The organism is Streptomyces albidicamelliae (assembly GCF_025642175.1).
Classification (GTDB): domain Bacteria; phylum Actinomycetota; class Actinomycetes; order Streptomycetales; family Streptomycetaceae; genus Streptomyces; species Streptomyces albidocamelliae.
Map to the genome: position 1 here is coordinate 8,118,403 of NZ_CP106795.1, position 19,813 is coordinate 8,138,215.

The window sequence follows — 19,813 nt, forward strand, 5'->3', positions numbered from 1 at the left end:
GCGAAACCGGCCGAGGCAGTCGTCCGCTGCGAAGAAGGAATCGATCAACTCATGCCGTCGCGACTGAAGACCGCAGGTGAGCGCCTCCTTCCCGCCTCCGTTCGCCAGCGTCGGGAGCACGAGCGCGAGGAGATGCGCCGCCGAGCGGAAGCAGAGGCGGCTGAGCAGGAGCAGCGCGCGGCCGAGCGCGAACGCGCCGACAAGATCGCAGCTCGTCGCGGGAAGCTGCTCGCGGATGACGCGGAGCTGGCGGAATTCTCCGCGGGAGGCCGCACCTACTTCGGTCGCAGGGTGAAGTCGCTCACAGCGGCCGGGGCGTCGGCCCGGAATCTGGCCCTGGTCGCCGACGCACTGGACCATGCGGGCGTCCCGTACTTCCTGGTGCCCGGCCGCTCACCGCTGCGGCACGTCGTCGGGGTGCGCCTCGGGGACCGCAAGGCACTGCTGGACGCGTTGCGCAAGCTGTACGCCTCGACGGCGCTGTACGCCATGAAGCCCGGCAAGGACCCCTGGTCGGCGGACACGGCCCTGTACGCGGACGGCGCCCTGCCCACGGCCCTCAAGCGAGGCGACGCCATTCGCTTCGGCGAGATCCTGCTCGGCCCCGCGAACCAGGTGCTCGCAGATCTCTCCCAGGGCTGTGACGTGGAGTTCTGGCGCGAGGGAGACGAACTCCTCGCAGCTGAGGACAGCGGCGACGAGCGCGCTGCCGAACGGATCGACGGCCTGCGCACCCAGACCCCGCGTGCCGTGCTCGCCGGAGCCCTGGTCGCACCGCGTTCGAACGCCGTATCGGACGTCCTGCCCGTCGACGCCCTCGTGCCGGCAACCCGTGACATAGCCGACCGGACGTACCCCACGTGGGCCGACTTCCTCCAGCCCACCATCGACGCCGTCGACTTCCCCATCGACGTCGTCTACACCTGGGTCGACGGCAACGACCCCGTCCACGCCGCTCGGCGCCAGGCCCATCTCAGCGACGGCACAGCACCCCGCATCCACGCCCGCGAGACCGGCGCTTCGCGCTACACCAGCCACGACGAACTGAAGTACTCCCTGCGCTCCCTGCAGATGTACGCCCCGTTCGTCCGCACCGTCTACCTCGTGACCGACGGTCAGACCCCTGACTGGCTCGACACCGGCGCCACCGGCATCCAGGTCATCGACCACAAGGACGTCTTCAGCGACCCCACCGCGCTACCGGTGTTCAACTCGCACGCCATCGAGACCCAACTCCACCACATCGAGGGCCTGTCCGAGCACTACCTCTACTTCAACGACGACGTCTTCGTCGGCCGCCCCGTCACCGCCGGACACTTCTTCCACGGCAACGGCATCGCCAAGCTCCCCTTCTCGCCGTTCCAGTTGGGCCTGGGCGCCCCGCATCCCGACGAGCCCGCGCCCAACGCCGCCGGCAAGAACGTCCGCCGCCTCCTGCTGGGCGAGCACGCGCGGTTCACCGTGAACAAGTTCATGCACACCCCGCACCCGCAGATCCGGTCCGTGATGCGCGACATCGAGGAGCGGTTCGCCGAGGACGTGGCCCGCACCAGTCGCTCCCGCCTCCGGGACACCACCGACATCGCCATGGGCGCGTCCCTGCACCACCACCACGCGTACCTCACCGGCCGAGCCGTGCCGGGATCGTTCAAGCTGCGCTACATAGACGTCGCCCGGCCCGACGCCGCCGACCGCATGGCGGATCTGCTGGCGACCCGCCGCTTCGACTTCTTCTGCCTCAACGACGTGAACACCCCCGCCGAGCAGCGCGATCATCTGGCCGGCGAACTCAAGGCCTTCCTGGAGTCCTACTTCCCGTTCCCCAGCCGCTACGAGCGGACCGGCCGCTCCGAGGGTTCCGACACCTGACACCTGACTCCCGACACTTTGGAGCCGTGTCGCTGCTGATGTCAGGGGAGGTCGGGTCCCTCCGAGGGCGGTGTCCGGGTGCCTGGAACGCGGACGACTGCCTCGGTTCCCTGGGTGGCAGCGGCCCGCAGTGACACGGTGCCACCGGCTCCCTCGACCGCTTTCGCCACGATGGCCAGGCCCAAGCCGCTCCCTGGCATGCCCCGAGATGTCGGGGACCGCCAGAATCGGTCGAAGACGTAAGGGAGTTCGTCGGCAGGGATCCCCGATCCTCGATCCCGTACGACGAGTTGTCCGCTGCTGAGCTGCAGACTCACGACCGCACCCGGCGGTGAGAACTTCACCGCGTTGTCCAGAAGGTTCACAACGGCGCGTTCCAGCGCGGCTGCCTCGGCCATCACGTACCACTCGTCGAGGTCGCTGATGAACTGGATGTCACTCCCGCGGTGTTTCACTCTTTCCATGGCACGACGCGCCACTTCATGCATCGGCACGACACCGGCAGCGGTCGCATCGTGAACCGTGTCGGAACGGGAAAGCTCTTGAAGGTCGGCGATGAGGACGGCGAGCTCCCCGGTCTGTGACTCCACGGAGGTGAGCAAATCGTCCATCACCTTCTCGGGGAGCTCTCGACCGGACCGGTAGCTCTTGGCCAGCAGCTGGACGTTCGCGCGGAGCGATGTCAGGGGCGTACGCAACTCGTGGCCCGCGTCGGCGATCAGCTGCTGTTGACTGTCTCGCGAGACCGCCAGCGCTTCGGTCATCTCGTTGAAGCTCTTGGAGAGCCGGGCGATCTCGTCGCCACCGTCGGCCGGTATGCGGATGGTCAAGTCCTGTGTCCGAGCGATTCGTTCTGCCGCCCGAGTCAGAGCTTCGACCGGTCTCAGGCCGCTACGGCTGACGGCGACACCAGCTGTCGCCGCTCCGATGATGCCCACTCCCGAGAACCCCAGCAACCAGAGAGCAAGACTGTTCAACGGCTCGTGGACGACGCTGAACGACTGGGCGATCGATACGGCGTAGCCTCCAGAGAACCTTGGCGGCGTGTTCGGGCGCGTCGTCGAGACGCGCATCTTCTGCCCGTCGGCTGACACGGTGTCGTGGACCGTCGATCTGAGGATGCCCCGGGCCACGGCGAGGTCGGAGTCGCCGACCTCCAGTTTCTTGTGTCCTGGCGCCACGCAGACCGTGCCGTCGGACGTGATGACTTGCACCACATAGGGCGTGGGGGTCTCGGTGCGCTGATCACGACCCGGCAGCTCAGCACCGCAGAGGCTCAGCAGTTCCTGGACGTATCCCGGCGACGCCTGCACGTTCTGCAGGTTGGAGTCCAGCTGGTCGGTCAACTGCTGCTTGGTCACCAGCCACGACGCGATCGCGACGGCACTGACGGCGATGGTCACCGCCACGGCCGCGGACAGGCCGAGCCGCAACCGCAGGCTCAGACGCCTGAACGCACTCCTCATGACTGGGATCCCCCGGATATTCCTTCAAGAGCCGTACAAGTGGCCGCTTGTACATCGACTCTGACGAATGGTTGGTTCTGCGCCGACCAGGCAGCCGACACCACACCCGGAGTGTGCGGCCTCATGATGAGAATCAGCTGAACGACCGTGGAATGCGGTCATCACTCGATCCCGATCCGATGCAACCCGGTTCCGGGCCCGTGCGTACAGGAGTCGATGACCGCACTTCACTTGGCGGAGGGGCTTGTGCACTCGAACCGTTCGGCCGGTCTGGCCGCCGGCCGTCCCGGAACCGCGGCGACCACCCGTGTCGACCGGAGACACCGCAGTCCGGGTATCGGCGTGACCAGGATTTCGGTGCGGGGACTCGCGGTGGCTTCGGCCACGGCGGTCACCGCGTTGGGCGCCGTCAGCGGAGTTACCTCCACCAGTACCGGCGAGCCTGGAAACAGTGCCGAGGGGCTTGCCGACGATCCGACGCTTCTCGCTGCCGTCCCGGCCGGTCAGCAAGCCCCGATACGAAGCGCGCCCTTGACGCAGCAGGCCGACGCACAGGCCATCGCCGCCGACACGACCGCGAAGAAGGTCGCCGAGGAGTCCGCCCGAGGGCAGGCCGCGGCCCACGCGCTGGTCAAGCGACAGGCGGCGCGGAAGGCCGAAGCGGAGGCCAAGGAGCGCAGGACCGCCCGTAAGGCTGCCGACCGCTCCACCGCACGCCCCTCCGTGTCCGCACCCGCGTCCATGCCCGTTCAGAGCTCCTACACCGTCGCGCAGCTTCAGACGATGGCCCGGCAGACCGTGGGCGCGGCCCAGTTCCAGTGCTCCAGCAACATCGTGGCCCACGAGTCCACCTGGGACTATCGCGCCCTCAACCCATCCGGCGCCTACGGTCTCGTCCAGGCGTACCCCGGCGTCAAAATGGCGAGCGCGGGCGCCGACTGGAGGACCAACCCGGCCACGCAGATCACATGGGGCCTGAGCTACATGAACCAGCGCTACGGCAGCCCTGTGCGGCCTGGTCGTACTGGCACGGTCACCAGTCGTACTGAGCCGCATGATGGATCCACGTGCGGCAGGACCGGATCATGAGCGGTGCCGCTGAGCGCCGCAGACCAGCGGCTGGTCGAGGCGGTCGGCACCGGCCAGGGGGACGGCTCCTAGGCGGCGTCGCCGTTCCGCAGCGCCTGGACGAGCCAGGGGTACACCGGGGTCAGGCTGGGGACGACCTCCCAGCCGTTGACGATCCACACCAGCCGCCAGTACCGGTCCACCTCGGGGTCGTGGGCCTCCTCGAACTGCTGGGCCATCCAGTTCCGGAACGCCGGGTCGGGAGTGCGCGTGAACACCTCGGCGAAGCGCCGTACCAGATCGTCGATGATGGGTACGGCCCTGTCGCCAAGGGGGTCGATGCCCGCCTCCATGGCCTCGGTCACCTTCTGACGGGTGAGGTTCGTCAGGGCCTCGCCGGCCTCGCTCTCGATGTCGAGCGGGCGCCCGGCGGCCTGGCGTACGGCCGTGCGGCGCATCCGGGCCCGGAAGGCCTCGTCGCCGACCAGCTCGGCGAGCTCGACCCATGCGGCGACCTGCTCGTCGGACGGGTCCTCGGGCAGGTCGGGAGTGGCGGCGCGGACCATGGCGACGGCGGCTTGATCGGCATCCTCTGTGCCGAAGGTCCCGTCAAGGAACGTGTCGATCAGACGGCGGCGTTCCTCGACGGACAACTGCGTGAGCCTGTGCATGAACTTGATCTCCTCCGGATCGGAGCCGTGCCGGGCCACGACCCGCAGAACACTTCGACGCAGCTGCAGCACCCGGATCTGGACATCCAGGGCGTCGGCGTGTGCCGCTGCCACGTCCGCCAGTGGGAGCTCCCGGTCCAGGACCTGTCGGATCGTGGCCAGGTCCAGGCCCAATTCGCGCAGGGTGCGGAGGAGTTCCAGGCGAAGCAGTGCGTCGAGGTCGTAGAGCCGGTAGCCGGCGGGGCTTCGGGTGGTCGGCGCCACCACCCCCGCGTCGGAGTAGAACCGGATGGTCCGCACGGACAAGCCGGTCCGCCGGGACAGCTCCCCGATCGAGCAGAGGGTCGTAACGTCCATGCCCTCACTCTGCCGTCTCCACCCACTGGAGACTCAACCCCGTTCGGCTGGGCGACGCCCGTCACGTCAGGCCGTCCGTCGGGGGCGTTGTGGTATGAGGGGTGCGGTGGGTGGCGAAGGGCGTGAAGTGCGCGGGGGAGTGGTCGATGGGCAGGCCGGGGCGCCAGGCCGTGAGGATCTGTGCGCTGCACACGAAGAGGCCGTCGGGCAGCTGGTCCAGGGGATGCCAGGCCCAGTCGCCTACGCTCTCGTCCGGCTGCGTGGCGGGTCGGCCCTCCCATGCGCCGACCACGGCGCCCACGGTGACCCGCACGATGCCTCCGGCGTTATCGACGAGCGTGCCCAGCAGCTCGACGTCGTCGGGGCGGGCGATCAGGCCGGTCTCCTCGCGGAGTTCGCGGACAGCAGCCGCTTCGAAGGACTCCCCGGCCTCGACGGTACCGCCGGGCAGTTCGAGTGTGCCGCGCCTGTGGCGACCGAGCAGCAGTCCCTGCTCGCCGAGAAGAATCGTCCCGACACCCACGGCGGCGTGCGGCAGCGGAGGCCGGCCAGTGCGCGGGCGGCTGGAGACACGTGCGGGCCGGACGGTGAGGCGGCGGGCCCGGATGAGCTGCTGAACGACCCGCTCACCACGGTCGGGATGGCGCAGCAGGTCGATGGCCTCCACGCGGAAGCCGTACTCGGTGAGCAGGTCCTCCCACAAGTGGGGCGCCAGGACCCACATCCGGGTGGGCAGTGGTGGATCGTCCCTGAGCCGGATGAACTGCTCGCGTGGCACGACCTCGGTGGACGGGCCACGGTCGTGCAGGTCGGTGTGCAGGAGCGAGAGGATCAGCGGAGCCCCGGGGCGAAGGCCGTCACGCAGCGCGGGCAGGGAGCGGTGCGGGTCGAGGAACGCCAGGGTGCCGATGGCGTACGCGGCATCGAAGGGCTCGGACTCGGCGAGGTGGTCGACCAGGTCGGCCTGGACGAACTCCACGCCTACGACGCCCGCGTGGGCTGAGGCGGCGCGCTCGTACTGGGTGGGCGACAGCTCGATCCCGGTGACGCGCGCACCGTGGGCCCGGGCGAGGTGCACGGCATGGTGGCCCGCGCCGGAGCCGATGTCCAGGACGCGACGGGCGCCGATGTCGCCCAGGATCTCGGCACCGGGTCCTACCCCCTCCCACGGTGCCCAGGACATCCGATCGGGGATGGGCGGCATGTAGGAGCGGGCGAGCTGACGCTCTCCGTAGAGGGCCCAGGCGCGGGCGTTGATGTCCTCAGCGGGCACTGTGTCTCCTTCGCAGGTGACGCGACGTGGTTGAGCGCTGCGATGAAACACCTAGTACAACCTGGCGTTGCGCATCAAGCCGCGAGCGAGGGACGACGGCTGCCTGCCTCTGCTCGGACGGTAGGCGGTCTTTCGCCCAGTGCAGTGAGTTCGCAAGAATCGCTGACGTGGGGGATGGGTCATTATGGGTGGCATGTTTGACAGCGGCCACGGCGATCATGGCCAGCTGGGTGACGAGCCGTGGGAGTCTGAGGGCGGCGCGGGAGCAGGCTGACGCTGCGGCCAGGGCGCAGAGGAGATCTTGGCTTGCACAGTCCCGCAGGGACTCCTACATCGAAGTGGTCAACCGGGCGCATGACATGGGCGCGTTGTACAGGGAGCTGCCGCTCGTCCTGGCCATGCCGGCGGGCGCGGAGAAGGCGGCGGCTGTCGAGGAGCACGCCAAGCAGTTGCGCGAGGCATACGGTCCGTTCACCAGGGCCTGCGATGTGATGGTCGTAGATGCCGGCAACTCTGTGGCCGAGGCCGTTCAGCGCGTTTTTGATCATTCGCGATCCATCTACATGTGCTTGCTCGACGCCACTGCCTCCGGTGATGCACAGTCGGTGTACGCCGAGGCGATCCATCAATACAGGCAGTCCCTGCACGAGTTGGTGTGGGAGATGCACCGCGAGGGGAATTGAGGGTGCTCGCGCCGTCAGCGCACATCTCCCCTCGACGGCACCCGACACACCGTGCGCGGCTCGTATTGCTCGTTCAAGCCACAAGTACGTATATCCAGTTGCCGCACCGCGGCCGCCCACGCAACCTGATCGGATGCGCTTCTCCGTCAACATCCCGAACTTCGGTGACTTCGCCGACCCCCGTAAGGTCGCGACCGTCGCGGCTGCCGCCGAAGAGGCGGGCTGGGACGGTCTGTTCGTCTGGGACCACGTACTGCACCGACAGCATCAAGGACGTCCCTTCGGAGACCCCTGGATGCTGTTGACCGCGGCGGCGCTGGCCACCTCCCGGATCCGCCTCGGCACGCTGCTGACGCCGGTTCCCCGCTACCGGCCGCAGCAGCTGGCCCGCCAGGTGGCCACCCTCGACCAGCTCAGCGGCGGGCGGGTGATCTTCGCCGCAGGTCTGGGCGGTCCCGTGGAGGACGAGTACCGGAGCTTCGGCGACACCGCCGAGCCGCGTGTCCTCGCCGAGCGGCTGGACGAAGGGCTGGAGCTGCTGCCCCGCTTCTGGTCCGGCGAACCGGTGAACCACCGGGGCCGGCACTACGAGGTACGCGATGTGACGCTGCTGCCCGCCACCGTGCAACGGCCCGGACCGCCGGTGTGGATCGGCGGGTTCTGGCCACGCCGTGCGCCCATGCGGCGGGCAGCGCGGTGGGACGGCGCGGTACCGCTCTTCGAGACGGCTCGGCACGGTCACGTGCCGGACGTGTCCGACGTACGCGAGCTGGTCGCCTATGTGCGCAAGCACCGCACGGCCGGGGCCGAGCGGCCCTTCGAGTTGGTGCTCGGCGGTGCCACGCCCTCGGACGCGGCGAAGGCCAGGGACGTGATCGGTCCCCTGTACGACGCCGGTGCCACCTGGTGGGACGAGCGACAGATTCAGACCGGCCCCGGGCTCGACCGCCTCCCTGCGGTACTGCGCCGGATCGAAGCGGGACCACCGGTGGTCTGATGAGCGTCGGCGGGCCGATCGGTCAGTTTTCGAGAAGCACCGGTCGCCCCGCCGCCCGTAACGTCGACGGCATGAACTCCATCGACGCCGTCATCCTGGAAGTGGCCGACCTCGCGGCGGCCAACCGCTTCTACTCCGCCCTTCTGGGGCCCGACTCGCCGCACCTGCGCCTGCGGGCGTCCGGGACCCCCACGACAGGATTCCGCGGCTTCACCCTGTCGCTGGTGGTGTCCCAGCCCGGCAACGCCGACGCGCTCATCAAGGCGGCTCTGGACGCAGGTGCCACCTCCCTCAAGCCCGCCTCCAAGTCGCTGTGGGGCTACGGCGGCGTCGTCCAGGCCCCGGACGGCACGATCGTGAAGATCGCGACGTCGGCGAAGAAGGACACCGGCCCGGTCTCCCAGGAGTTCGACGAGTTCGTGGTCCTGCTGGGTGTCGAGGACGTGAAGGCCACCAAGCATTTCTACGCCGACCGGGGACTGACGGTGGGCAAGAGCTTCGGCGGCAAGTACGTCGAGTTCGCCACCGGCGCCGGCCACGTCAAGCTCGGTCTGTACAAGCGCCGCGGTCTCGCCAAGGACGTGGGCGTCTCCGCCGAGGGCACCGGATCGCATCGTCTCGTGCTCTCCGGCGTCGCCGGCCCCTGCAAGGATCTGGACGACTTCGTCTGGGAAGCCAGTGCCAGTGCCCCGCTGACGGCCACCGTCTGAGCGGAACGACGGCATCGGAGAAGACCTTCCCCGATGCCGCAACGGTGTACTCCGAAGGTTTCCGCGAGCCAAGACCGGATGCGGTCCGCTGCCGACGTGCGGAGACCGAACCGGACGACGTACCCCTAGCTCATCCGGCCGAGCACATCCCGCACCCGCCGCACGTCCCGCAGCCGCCGTTCGTACGTCGCGCCGACGGCGAGCAGCAGCAGACCAGCGAGCGCGGGCGGCGCCCACCGGGGAAGGAAGCCGGCGATCTGCACCAGGTAGGGCGCCAGTTCGTGCAGTGCGTCCAGCACGAGCACCCCACCGCCCAGCAGCAGCGGTGCGCGCAGCTGGTGCCGTGCGCCCACCAGGGTGACCAGCAGTGCCGCCGCGCCCAGCAGCCACGGTCGGGTGGCGTGCACGTCGGTCCAGGCGGCAGCGAGGCTCGGCAGGAGCGTGGCGGCCAGCCCGGGGCCGTACGCCACCCACGACGACACCCGCGGATCCCGGCGCCGCCTCAGCACGCCGATCAAGAGCGCCGGGAGGGACGCCGGCACCGTGTACGCCTCCGGCGCCGTGACGCCCCATGCGGCGAGACGTACCCAGGCGGCCAGCGCGAAGAGCGCGGTGGCCGCATAGGCGGCGGGGCGGCGGTCGGCGCGCACGGCCGTCCCTGCGGCGATCACCGCAGACAGGGACAACGTCAGGGAGAGCATCGGCGGATCGCCGACCGCCAGCCCGATCGCCAGGAGCCCCGCGGCCGCACCCGTCACCTCGGCGACCACGGCCGTCCGAGCGTCGGTCGCCCGCGCTGCGAACAGCGCCGCCACCGCGGGGACCACGAGCACGAGCAGCGCCGTGTGCTCCGGTGCCCAGCCCGCCGCGGCGCCCAGCGCGCAGGCCAGAGCGGTCCCGTACCCGAGCGCGGCCGGGACCGCGAGGGTGACGAGACGCCGCACGAGGGACGCCGCCCCGAAGAGCACTGTCAGGGCGGCGAGCACCCCTACGGTCGCGGACCGCGTCGGCAGCGAGAGGAACGCGAGGGAAACCGACGTGACCAGGGCGAGCACCAGCGCCGGGAGCGGGCCGCCGCTCTCCGTCGTCCAAGGCCACCACGACGCTGCCGCGAGCAGGGCCGCCGTCGCCAGCAGCTCCACCACGAGCACCGCCGGGTACGGCGCGTCGAGCACCACCGGGACGGCCATGAGCGCCGACCACCCCAGCGCCGGCGCGCCCACCAGCGCCCTCGGGCGCCACGTCGTGGCGCGGACCGCGAACGCGAGGACGGCAGCCACGGCAATCAGGACCAGCGGTGCCGTCAGCAGCTGCGGCAGCCACGGCGCGTCCGCCGACACCGCTTCCCGGGCACCGTCCGGTGTTCCCGACCAGATCCGCGCCGCCCAGCCCGCCGGCCCCAGCAGAGTCAGCGCCGGCAGCGGCAGCGCCCACAGCACCGCCAGTCCCTGCACGGCGGCGGAGGCGAGGACGAGACCGTGCCTAACGGGCTTCGGCAGCCGCACGGGCTCCGGCAGCCGAACGGCCCGCGCCGCAGCCAGCAGACCTATGCCCAGGACGAGATGGGCGGGAACCAGCCAGGCGACGGGCAGCACCGGGTGGACGATGCCGCCGAGCGCGGCGACCACAAGCAGACCGACGGCGAGGGACAGCCCGACGGCGTGGCCCGCGGCACGACCCCGCCATGCCGCCGCCAGGGCGGTACCGGCCGCGAACAACAGCAGTACGGCCGCGAGGGTCGCGGCGCCCGGACCGTCCGCCGTCCACGACAGCCAGGCGGCACCCAGCACTCCCCAGGCCCCCACGCCGTACGCGCCGACCGTGGCCGTGATCCGCACCGGCCCGGCCGGAGCGCGCAGCGCCACCGCCGTGTCGCACGCGGCCGTCACGAGCAGCGCGCCGGTGATCCCGTACCGACCCGCGTCGGCCGCCACCGCCCCCAGCAGGAGCGGCAGCTGCGCCGCGGTGAGCGCGGTCGGCAGCGGCAGCCGCAGCGTCCTCGTACGCGGTACGAGTCCGTACCCCGTCCACACGGCCGCCAGCACCGCCGACGCCCCGGCGGCGTACCCCGCGGGGTCCACGCCGGTGAGGGCGACCGCGTGCAGGGCGTAGGCGTCGAGCACCGTGAGTGCCAGCGCCAGTCCGGCCACCGCCTCGGCCGTCGAACGCAGACCGCGACCCAGCAGCGGCAGCGGGGCGGCCAGGGCGGCCACCGTGACCGCGCCCAGCACGAGCGAGCGTCCGGCGATCCCCAGATGGCCCCAGCTGACCAGCGTGAACGCGATCGCCGCGATGGTCAGCAGCAGGCCGCCCAGGAGCAGCAGCACGTTCTGCACGCGCGGCGCGGTGGCCTCGGGGCCGCGCGGTGGGGGCAGGGCCGTGGGCGGTACCGGACTCGGGTGTGACAGCGAGGGCAGACGAGCGACCAGCCAGGCACGGCGCGCCAGCAACTGGGCCCGGCGAGCGTCCAGTTGCCACAGCTCGGTGTCGATGAGCCGCAGCTCCTCGGCCGGTGGCGGAACATGTGTCATGGTTCGGAGTGTGTCCCGCGCCACGTCGGGCCGCATGAGCGCGCCTACTCAGAACGTACTCAGGTACGGGGAGAGTGCCCGCGGGGCGAGGGTTTGCCAAGGGCTGTCGCGAGCCGTAACAAGCCCGCGGCATGCGGCGGTCGTACTGTCGAACCGCGGCCGAGGAGGACTTCCGATGCGTAGCGTGACCTATTCGATGGGCGTCTCACTCGACGGCTACATCGTCGGGCCGGACGGCGGCTTCGCGTGGACGGAGCCCGACGAGGAGATCTTTCGATCCTGGATCGACAGGACACGAGAGGTCGGCGTCCACCTGCTGGGACGACGGCTGTACGAGACGATGCTGTACTGGGAGACCGCCGACCAGGACCCGTCGCTCGACGACTCGAAGCTCGAATGGGCCGCGCTCTGGACGCGGCTCCCCAAAGTGGTCTTCTCCACCACGCTGTCGGCGGTCGAGGGCAACGCCCGGCTCGCTTCCGGCGGCCTGGCGGAGGAGATCGAGCGGTTGCGAGCCGAGCCGGGGGAGGGCGACATCGCCATCGGCGGCGCCACCCTCGCCGCCGAGGCGGCCGCGCTGGGCCTGATCGACGAATACCGGACGCTGGTCCACCCGGTGCTCGTCGGCGGCGGCATCCCGTACTTCCCCCGGCACGAGCGCCGCGTGGACCTCGAACTCGTCGAGACCCGCACCTTCGGTTCGCAGGTCGTCTACCTCCGCCACCGGGTGACGCGCGTTCACTAGGGTGGCTGGCTTGGAGTGCGGGGCGGGGTGAAGGCTGTTCTGATCAACACGTTGTCATGCGCTGTCCAGCGGGGTCGTCGTGTCGATCAGAGGAGCGAATGATGGTGCGTCGTATGCGAGCCGTGGGGCTGATTGGTGTGGCGGCCGCGACGGTACTCCTGGCGCCGGCTGAGTCGTCCCTGGCTGCGGGGGTGGAAACGGGTCGGGACGGCAAGACCGCCAAGGTGATCAAGGTCACCAACCGGCTGACCCGGGTTCGAGTGCTCGAGCTGGGAGGCCCTCAGCCGAGTGTGGGGAATGAGACGATCGGAAGCGGCGACATCCTCGATGCTCGGGGCAAGGTCATCGGCTCGTTCGCGGTGGAGTGCACTGTCACGCAGCACGAACCGCCCGTCACGATGCTTCAGTGCCTCAGCGTCCTTGATCTACCCGAAGGACAGATCATGTTCCACAGTCGGCAGAAAGCCGGCGAGAACCCGACTGCCGCGGTCACGGGAGGCACGGGAGCGTACGTCGGCGCTGGGGGGACCGCTACCTTTGTTGATCTCGGCAACCGCGAACAGGCCGTCACCATCACCCTGACTGCCAAGCGCTGACCGCGACCTGCGGCAGCCCAGCCTGGTGTGCGTACGAAGGCATCGGACCAGCACTTTCACAACAGGCCCTGGGCCCAGTCCCGGAACGCCGCCGCCTCACACGATCCGCCCCACTCGCTCGGGAGGGCGCGCGGGTCAGGACCGGCGTCGTACACGCAACGGCACATAGACGAGCAGCGCCGCGAGGAACGCGACGGGGTAGGCGAGGTCCGCGCTGTGCAGGGCCCGGGCGACGGGCCCCACGTACAGGCTGGTGCTCATGAACGGCACCGCCACGGCGAAACCGACGACGAACGCGGTGACGGCCGGCCACCACGGCTGCGGTGCGGCTTCCTCCTGCGCCAGGTCGACCGGGCGGTCGCCGCGCGCCCGTGCGCGGGCCACCCAGTCGACGATCACGATCGCGACGAACGCGGGGATCCAGTAGCCGACGAACAACAGCACGTTCTGGAAGCGGGCCGTGGTGTCCGCGGCGTGCATCCACAGCACGAGCGGGAATCCGAGCACAGCGGCGAGCGCGGCGGCGACCGGCCGGGGCAGCCGCACGCCGATGGTCTGCAGCGCCAGCGACCCGCTGTAGTCGTTCATGGCGTTGCTGCACAGGGCCGCGACGGCGACGGCGAGGAGGCCGAACGCGCCGAGCGCGCCGCCGCCGAGCAGCCGGTCGACACCGCGGGCGGTCTGGTCGGTGAACTGGGCGGCGCCCCACAGACCGAGTGCCTGCACGGCGACGAACGACACGCTGACACCGAGCAGGGTGCACCAGAACATGCTGGGACGCGAGGCGGTGCGGGGCAGGTAGCGACTGAAGTCACTGGCGTACGGCGCCCACGAGAGCGCGAGACTCAAGGCGATGGTGCAGGTCAGCACGAATGCGCCGGCCCGGTCGGCACCGTGCACGGTCGCGGCCGTCGCGGGCTGGGTGCCGTGCACGAGCTTCACCGCCAACGCGACGAACGAGGCGGCGAGCGCGAAGGTCATCACCGTCTGCAGGCGGTGGATCGCCTCGTACCCGATCACGCCGAGCGCCCCCTGGGCCACGAGCATCACCAGGACGCCCAGCCAGAACGGCCAGCCGAACAGCTGGGCCAGCGCGTCACCCCCGAACAGGCCGATCAGGGCGTCCCAGGCGATGGAGGACAGCCACTGCAGGGCGCCCGGCAGAGCGACGGCCCGTCCGAAGGCCAGCCTCGCCAGCGGGAGTTGGCCCGCCCCGGTCTGGCTGCCCCAGGTTCCCAGATAGGCCGTGGGCACCGCGCCGAGCAGGGTACCGAGCACCACGGCGAGCAGCGCGGTGGCGAAGTCCAGCCCGAGGGCCGCGCCGACCGTACCCGTGAAGACGCCGGTCATCGTCAGGTTGGGCGCGAACCACACGGTGAACAGGCGGCGGGGGCTGCCGTAGCGAGCGTCCTCGGGCACCGGCGCGATGCCGCGGGCTTCCACTCGCAGATCGCCGGGGGCCGTCGGCATCCGGCCGTCGAAGACCCCCCGCGCCTCGGCCACGGCCGTCTCATCATGGGCATACGGCAACGACATACGACATCCCTCCGCCAGTCCTAACTGGTTCAGGTTCAACGGGTGTGATCTCAGCCCCCGTGCGGGGGCACCCCGTGTCCAGGTATGGCGGCCAGAATAGCCCGGTCCGGTGACCGGTTCCGGTCGGGGGGAGGCGAGGGCCGGCCGGAAGGGCGCGGCGCCCGTCAGTCGACTGCCCAGACGCGTACGCGTAATCGAGCGCTAACTCTCTGTGGCGGTGGCTTCGGGTGGCAGCGACCGGTCATGCCGGAAGGCGGCGGCATACCCGTGCCGCCGCCTTCCAGGGACGTTCTCCCTCCCCGAGGCGCCCTCAGGCCTGAGCGAGGCTTCCCTCAGGCCTGCACGAGCACGGTGCACCAGACCTCGTTGTGGTCCCCGATGCCGCAGTCGCCGATCTCCCCGCTGCGGATCTTCGTCCAGACCCCCTTGGCCCGCCAGTGCCAGGTGCCGACCCGCGAGAACCGCTCGTGGTAGCCGTGCGTGGCGAACGTGAAGGCGTCGACGTCCTTACCGGTGCCGTTACCGCCCCGCGTTCCGTTGCCGAACGACTCCTGCCTGCACTTGGCGTGCTTGAACTCGCTCCCGGTGCCGCCGCCCCAGTTCCACACGTCGCAGTAGTGCGGGCCCTCGCCAAGACTCATGGTGTAGTGCATCGTCTCGCCGGTCCGGTTCTTCACCGCGCCGCACAGGGGACCCACACAGCCGTCCGCGGAGGCGGTCGTCGCCCCCGCGACGACCGCTCCGGACGCCATGAAAGCGGTCGCGACGACGGCGACGGCTGTCCGATTGGCTCGGGACATTATCTTGCGCATGACAATTCCATTCTCTTGTTGCGTCGGGTTGGTCACGTCTGACGCGACTGCCGGCAGGGCGGGCGGACACGCCGCTCCCGGGAAGGCTCCGGGAGCGGATGTCGGTGTTCTCCGCGGCATGCGGTGCTTGCCGCGATCCGCCTGACGGCATGTGAGGTGAGGATCTACGGTGAACCTTGCGGAAACCTTGGGACGGCCGCCCTGTCGGTGGCCCCGGAGCGAATGACGGAGGACCGAGGGCGTGCCGGCCCTCCTCGGCGGATGAACAGCCCGCCGCACCACGGCCGTTCCCTCCTCCTCCCGCGTGAGGCGCGATGAACCTGCACCTGCTCGGACCTGTGGACCTGCGTGTCGCGGGACGCGCGGTCGACATCGGGGAGCCGCGTCGTCGAGCGGTCCTCGCGGCGCTGGCGACCGACACCGGTCGGCCGGTCTCCGTGAGCACGCTGGTGGACCGGGTCTGGGACACCACCGCGCCCGACGGAGCCCGTTCCGCCCTCTACTCCCACATCAGCCGTCTGAGGCGGCTGTTCGACGGCGCGGCATCCACGGACGGCGTGGCGCCCACGGCAGACGGTGACCGGGCAGCCGTACCCAGGACGTCGTTTCGCATCGCACGCACCTCCGGTGGATACGTCCTGGAGGCGGACGAACACGCCGTCGACCTGCTCCGATTCCGCTCGCTCGTCGAGCGGGCGCGCCAGCCGCAGGTGTCCGACCCGCAGCGCACCGAGTTCCTGGGAGAGGCGCTGCGGCTGTGGCGGGGAGTGCCGTTGGCGGGGCTGCCTGGGGCATGGGCGGAGCGCACGCGTACCGCCTGGACGCAGGAGCGTCTGGAGACGGCGCTGGCGTGGGCCCACGCCCTGCTGAGGCAGGAGAAGTCCGCGGAAGTGCCCGCCGTACTGCGGCCCTTGCTGGCGGAGCACCCGCTGAGCGAGCCCCTCGCCATGCTGCTGATCCGCAGCCTGGCCACCAGTGGGAGAACCGCCGAGGCCGTGGACACCTACACCCGGATCCGTCGGCAGCTCGACTTCGATCTGGGCGTGGCTCCGGGCCGTGAACTGCGGTCGGCGTACGAGGAGCTGCTGCGCGACGCCCGAGGTCAGGAGCCGGCGGCGACGGTGACCGACCCGGTCCTGGCCAAGTCAGCCGCCCCGGCCACCGTCCTGCCTCCCGCCCAACTCCCACCGGCGGTAGCCCACTTCAGTGGCAGGGAGGAGCAGCTGACCGAGCTCACGGAGTGCCTGCTCATCACAGACGGCCCGCAGGCCGGAACAGCAGCGGTCGTCTCCGCCGTCTCCGGCGTCGCGGGCATCGGCAAGACCGCGCTGGCGGTGCGCTGGGCGCACCAGGTGCGTGACGCCTTCCCCGACGGACAGCTCTACGTCGATCTCCGGGGCTACGACCCGGACGAACCGGTCTCCGCCGCCCAGGCACTCTCGGGGTTCCTCTCCGCCCTGGGCGTGCCCGGCCAGGAGATACCGCTGCGGCTCGACGACCGGGCCGCGCGCTACCGCACCGCGGTGGACGGACGGCGGCTGCTCGTCCTTCTCGACAATGCCGCATCCGCCGCACAGGTGCGCCCGCTGCTGCCGGGAAGCCCGACGTGCAAAGTGGTCATCACGAGCCGCGACTCGCTGTCGTCCCTGGTGTCGTTGCACGGGGCGCACCGCGTGGTCCTCGACGTCCTCTCCCCGGACGAGGCATTCGCGCTGCTGCGCTCCCTGATCGGACCGCGCGTCGACGCGGACCACGCGGCCGCAGCCGGCCTGGCCGAACAGTGCGGGCGCCTGCCGCTGGCCCTGCGAGTGGCGGCCGAGCTGGCCCTGTCACGCCCCCTGGAGCCACTGGCCCGCCTGGTGGAGGAACTGCGGGACGAACGGCGGCGCCTGGACCTGCTCGACTCCGGCGACGGAGATCCCCGGGCCGCCGTCCGCGCGGTCTTCTCCTGGTCCTACGACCGCCTCCCCGACCAGGCGGCGCGACTGTTCAGGCTGCTGGGCCTGCACCCAGGGACCGACGCGGACGTGTACGCGGCCGCCGCGCTGACCGGCGAAACCGTGGAGCGCGCCCGACGGTCCCTGGACGTCCTGTCCCGCGCGCACCTGGTGCGTCGGAGTGGGCCCGGCCGTCATGTCATGCACGACCTGCTGCGCGCCTACGCCGCGGAGCTCGCGAGCCGGCACGACGGCGCGGCGGAGTGTGACGCCGCCCTGACCCGCCTGCTCGACCACTGCCTCGCGGCGTCTGCGGCGGCCATGAACGTGCTGTATCCCGCCGAACGGCATCTGCGGCCCGCCGTCGAAGTGCCCGACACAGGTCTGCCGCCTCTGCGGACGGCCGACGAGTGCCGTGCCTGGCTGCGCGCCGCCCAGCACACACTGGTGGCTCTGTGTTCCAGGACCGAGGAGCCCGGACCGTCCCGGCACACCGTGCGCATCGCCACCACGCTCCACCGTCACTACGAACGCTCGGGACACCTCACCGACGCCCTGACGGTGCACACGCATGCCCTTCGCGCAGCCCGCGCGGTGGGGGACACCCGGGGTGAAATCGATGTCCTGGCCTGCGTCGGCGCGGTCCACCGGCGACTCGGAGACTACGAGAGCGCGCACCGGCACCACGCGGACGCGCTGGAACTGTGCCGGCGGATCGGGTACGAGGCCGGGGAGGCGCGTCATCTCACCAACGTGGGCGTGCTCCACGAGTTGCGGGGCCGCTACCGGGAGGCCGCCGAGCACCACGAGAAGGCGGTCGAACTGTTTCGCGCGGCCGGTGACGCCCACGGAGAGGCCGACGTGCTGAACAACCTCGGCATCGTGCAGGAGTTGCTGGAGGACTACCACGCGTCGATCGAGCGGTACGAGCAGGCGCTGGCCCTCTACCGGCTCACCGGCCATACGTTCGGGGAAGCGAGTGCTCTCGGCAACCTGGGCATCGTCCTGTCGCGGCTGGACGACCACGCGGCCGCGGCTGGGCGGTTCGAGCAGGCGCTCGCGCTCTTCCGCCGGCTCGGGCACACCGGGGGAGAGGCGCACGCGCTGTCCAACCTGGGAAACGCACTGTGCCGACAGGGAAGGTACGACGAGGCCGCCGAACACCAACGACAGGCCCTCGACCACTTCCGCCGCACCGGGGAACCCTACGGAGAAGCGGGCGCGCTCAACGGCCTGGGCGAGGCCCTGCACGGAACCGGACGGCACGCCGAGGCCCTCGACGCCTACGCGGCGGCCCTGGAGGTGGCCCGCGGAATCGGGGAACAGGAGGAACAGGCCCGCGCCCACATGGGCACGGCGCTCGTCCGGCAGGCGAGGGGAGAGCGGGCGCAAGCCATCGACCACCTCGACCGAGCAGTGTCCCTCTACACCGCACTGGACTCTCCCCGCGCGGAAGAGGCGCGTACGGTCCTCCTCTCCGTGACGGCCGAACAGGCCGAGCGGTTCGGTCTCGGCTGACCCAAGGTGTGCTGCTGGAACCAGGGCTACTGCTCGCGAACTCGTCGGATAGGCTGCCGCCTCCTGTAAGGGATCTTCCTGAAGAGGTGTGAATGAAGACAGGCAGACGAACCGCCGCGGTGGCCACGCTCGTGGGGGCGCTGGGGCTCTCGGCGCTGAACGCGCCGACGGCTCAGGCGGCGGACACCGGTATCACCGTGTCGGACATCGTCGTCAACAACGACAAGCCGATCGTCGTCGGCACGTCGAAGGTGGTGGAGCCGACCCTCAGCTTCACCATCGCGTTGCCCTCCGGGTACAGCACGGCCGACCCCTCCCGCTATGACGCGTACCCCTTCCTCTACCGGGGCAGTATCACGACGGCGGCCGACACCGGAGAGAACTTCATCGGCCCCAGCGGCTACACCTGCTACGAGACCGACTCCAAGCACGCTCACTGCGAGGGCAACCTCTACATCGACCCTCACCCGAGCCAGGAACACGTCGACTCCAACAGTGACGCCACCACCTGGAAGGTTGGCGTCTCGCTGAAGCTGTGGAAGGCCGACGGCGGCCTCAAGACCGGCGAGTTGGAGACGCGCGCTCAGACCGCCCGGCTCAAGCGCGCGGCGAAGGCCACCGCCAACGCCTCGCCGGAGCCGGTCGCCAAGGGCAGGTCGATCAGCGTCACGGGCAAGCTGACCCGGGCGAACTGGAGCACGAAGAAGTACGACGCCTACAGCGGGCGTACCGTCAGCCTCCAGTTCCGCGCCAAGGGCGCCGACGCCTTCAAGACGGTCAAGAAGGCCACCACCAGCAGCACCGGAAGCCTGAAGGCCGCAGTCACCGCCTCGGTCGACGGCTCCTACCGCTGGGTGTACTACGGCAACTCCACGACCGGCGTCGCCACCAGCCCGGCCGACTACGTCGACGTGCGCTGACGCGGCCGCCCGCGCCGGCCGCACCTGCGGGTCCCCCGATTCACGCAACCGGGGGACCCGCCCTCATCTCTTCACCGGCTGGTTCACTCCTGCGGGCGGCTGGGACCGTGCGCCGGGCAGGGAA

At 70.5% G+C, this 19,813-nt stretch carries 14 protein-coding genes, 1 pseudogene and 1 riboswitch; of the genes and pseudogenes, 9 read left to right on the top strand and 6 right to left on the bottom strand.

Annotation, left to right across the window (positions count from 1 at the left end; genetic code table 11):
* The first annotated feature begins 51 nt into the window (after positions 1-51).
* Positions 52-1,869, top strand: a complete 1,818-nt coding sequence (locus tag N8I86_RS36700; protein ID WP_263279867.1) for a stealth family protein — start codon at positions 52-54, stop codon at positions 1,867-1,869.
* A gap of 41 nt (positions 1,870-1,910) precedes the next feature.
* Here the strand turns inward: N8I86_RS36700 and N8I86_RS36705 are convergent, their stop codons facing one another.
* On the bottom strand, positions 1,911-3,335 hold the full coding sequence (locus N8I86_RS36705; protein ID WP_263279868.1) for a sensor histidine kinase: 1,425 nt from the start codon (positions 3,333-3,335) through the stop codon (positions 1,911-1,913).
* 342 nt (positions 3,336-3,677) lie between these two features.
* Between N8I86_RS36705 and N8I86_RS36710 the strand changes: the two are divergent.
* A pseudogene (locus N8I86_RS36710) lies at positions 3,678-4,384 on the top strand (aggregation-promoting factor C-terminal-like domain-containing protein).
* A 108-nt stretch (positions 4,385-4,492) separates the two neighbouring features.
* Here N8I86_RS36710 and N8I86_RS36715 read toward each other — a convergent pair.
* Together N8I86_RS36715 and N8I86_RS39145 are read right to left on the bottom strand one after the other, a co-directional pair.
* Positions 4,493-5,431, bottom strand: coding sequence for a MerR family transcriptional regulator (locus N8I86_RS36715; RefSeq protein ID WP_263279869.1), 939 nt, complete (start codon positions 5,429-5,431; stop codon positions 4,493-4,495).
* Positions 5,432-5,492: 61 nt separating this feature from the next.
* Positions 5,493-6,704 (bottom strand): bifunctional class I SAM-dependent methyltransferase/NUDIX hydrolase, encoded by a 1,212-nt coding sequence (locus tag N8I86_RS39145; RefSeq protein ID WP_317633635.1) that lies wholly within the window; start codon positions 6,702-6,704, stop codon positions 5,493-5,495.
* Positions 6,705-6,922: 218 nt separating this feature from the next.
* Here N8I86_RS39145 and N8I86_RS36730 point away from each other — a divergent pair, with 218 nt between their 5' ends.
* From N8I86_RS36730 to N8I86_RS36740, 3 genes are all read left to right on the top strand, one after another.
* Positions 6,923-7,387: a hypothetical protein gene (locus N8I86_RS36730; RefSeq protein WP_263279870.1), complete on the top strand. Its 465-nt coding sequence runs from the start codon at positions 6,923-6,925 to the stop codon at positions 7,385-7,387.
* 133 nt (positions 7,388-7,520) lie between these two features.
* A complete protein-coding gene (locus N8I86_RS36735; RefSeq protein ID WP_073898405.1) occupies positions 7,521-8,384 on the top strand; it encodes an LLM class flavin-dependent oxidoreductase in 864 nt (287 codons plus the stop codon).
* Between the two features lie 71 nt (positions 8,385-8,455).
* Positions 8,456-9,094, top strand: a complete 639-nt coding sequence (locus N8I86_RS36740; protein ID WP_263279871.1) for a VOC family protein — start codon at positions 8,456-8,458, stop codon at positions 9,092-9,094.
* Positions 9,095-9,219: 125 nt separating this feature from the next.
* Here N8I86_RS36740 and N8I86_RS36745 read toward each other — a convergent pair whose 3' ends face one another.
* Positions 9,220-11,625, bottom strand: a complete 2,406-nt coding sequence (locus N8I86_RS36745) for an SCO7613 C-terminal domain-containing membrane protein (RefSeq protein WP_263279872.1) — start codon at positions 11,623-11,625, stop codon at positions 9,220-9,222.
* A gap of 175 nt (positions 11,626-11,800) precedes the next feature.
* Between N8I86_RS36745 and N8I86_RS36750 the strand changes: the two genes are divergently transcribed.
* Positions 11,801-12,370: a dihydrofolate reductase family protein gene (locus tag N8I86_RS36750; protein WP_073898411.1), complete on the top strand. Its 570-nt coding sequence runs from the start codon at positions 11,801-11,803 to the stop codon at positions 12,368-12,370.
* Between the two features lie 98 nt (positions 12,371-12,468).
* Positions 12,469-12,966 (top strand): allene oxide cyclase barrel-like domain-containing protein, encoded by a 498-nt coding sequence (locus N8I86_RS36755; RefSeq protein ID WP_263279873.1) that lies wholly within the window; start codon positions 12,469-12,471, stop codon positions 12,964-12,966.
* A gap of 135 nt (positions 12,967-13,101) precedes the next feature.
* On the opposite strand, the gene N8I86_RS36760 is transcribed toward N8I86_RS36755, so the two are convergent.
* Both N8I86_RS36760 and N8I86_RS36765 read right to left on the bottom strand, forming a co-directional pair.
* Positions 13,102-14,502, bottom strand: coding sequence for a purine-cytosine permease family protein (locus N8I86_RS36760; RefSeq protein WP_073898415.1), 1,401 nt, complete (start codon positions 14,500-14,502; stop codon positions 13,102-13,104).
* A riboswitch (TPP riboswitch) is annotated at positions 14,492-14,587 on the bottom strand. Its footprint overlaps the gene before it by 11 nt.
* Before the next feature lie 247 nt (positions 14,588-14,834).
* Complete coding sequence (locus N8I86_RS36765; RefSeq protein ID WP_263279874.1) at positions 14,835-15,314, bottom strand: hypothetical protein; 480 nt, start codon at positions 15,312-15,314, stop codon at positions 14,835-14,837.
* A gap of 314 nt (positions 15,315-15,628) precedes the next feature.
* On the opposite strand from N8I86_RS36765, the gene N8I86_RS36770 reads away from it, so the two are divergent.
* Positions 15,629-18,769, top strand: a complete 3,141-nt coding sequence (locus tag N8I86_RS36770; RefSeq protein ID WP_263279875.1) for an AfsR/SARP family transcriptional regulator — start codon at positions 15,629-15,631, stop codon at positions 18,767-18,769.
* Positions 18,770-18,861: 92 nt separating this feature from the next.
* Positions 18,862-19,689 (top strand): hypothetical protein, encoded by an 828-nt coding sequence (locus N8I86_RS36775; RefSeq protein ID WP_263279876.1) that lies wholly within the window; start codon positions 18,862-18,864, stop codon positions 19,687-19,689.
* The last annotated feature ends 124 nt before the right edge of the window (positions 19,690-19,813 follow it).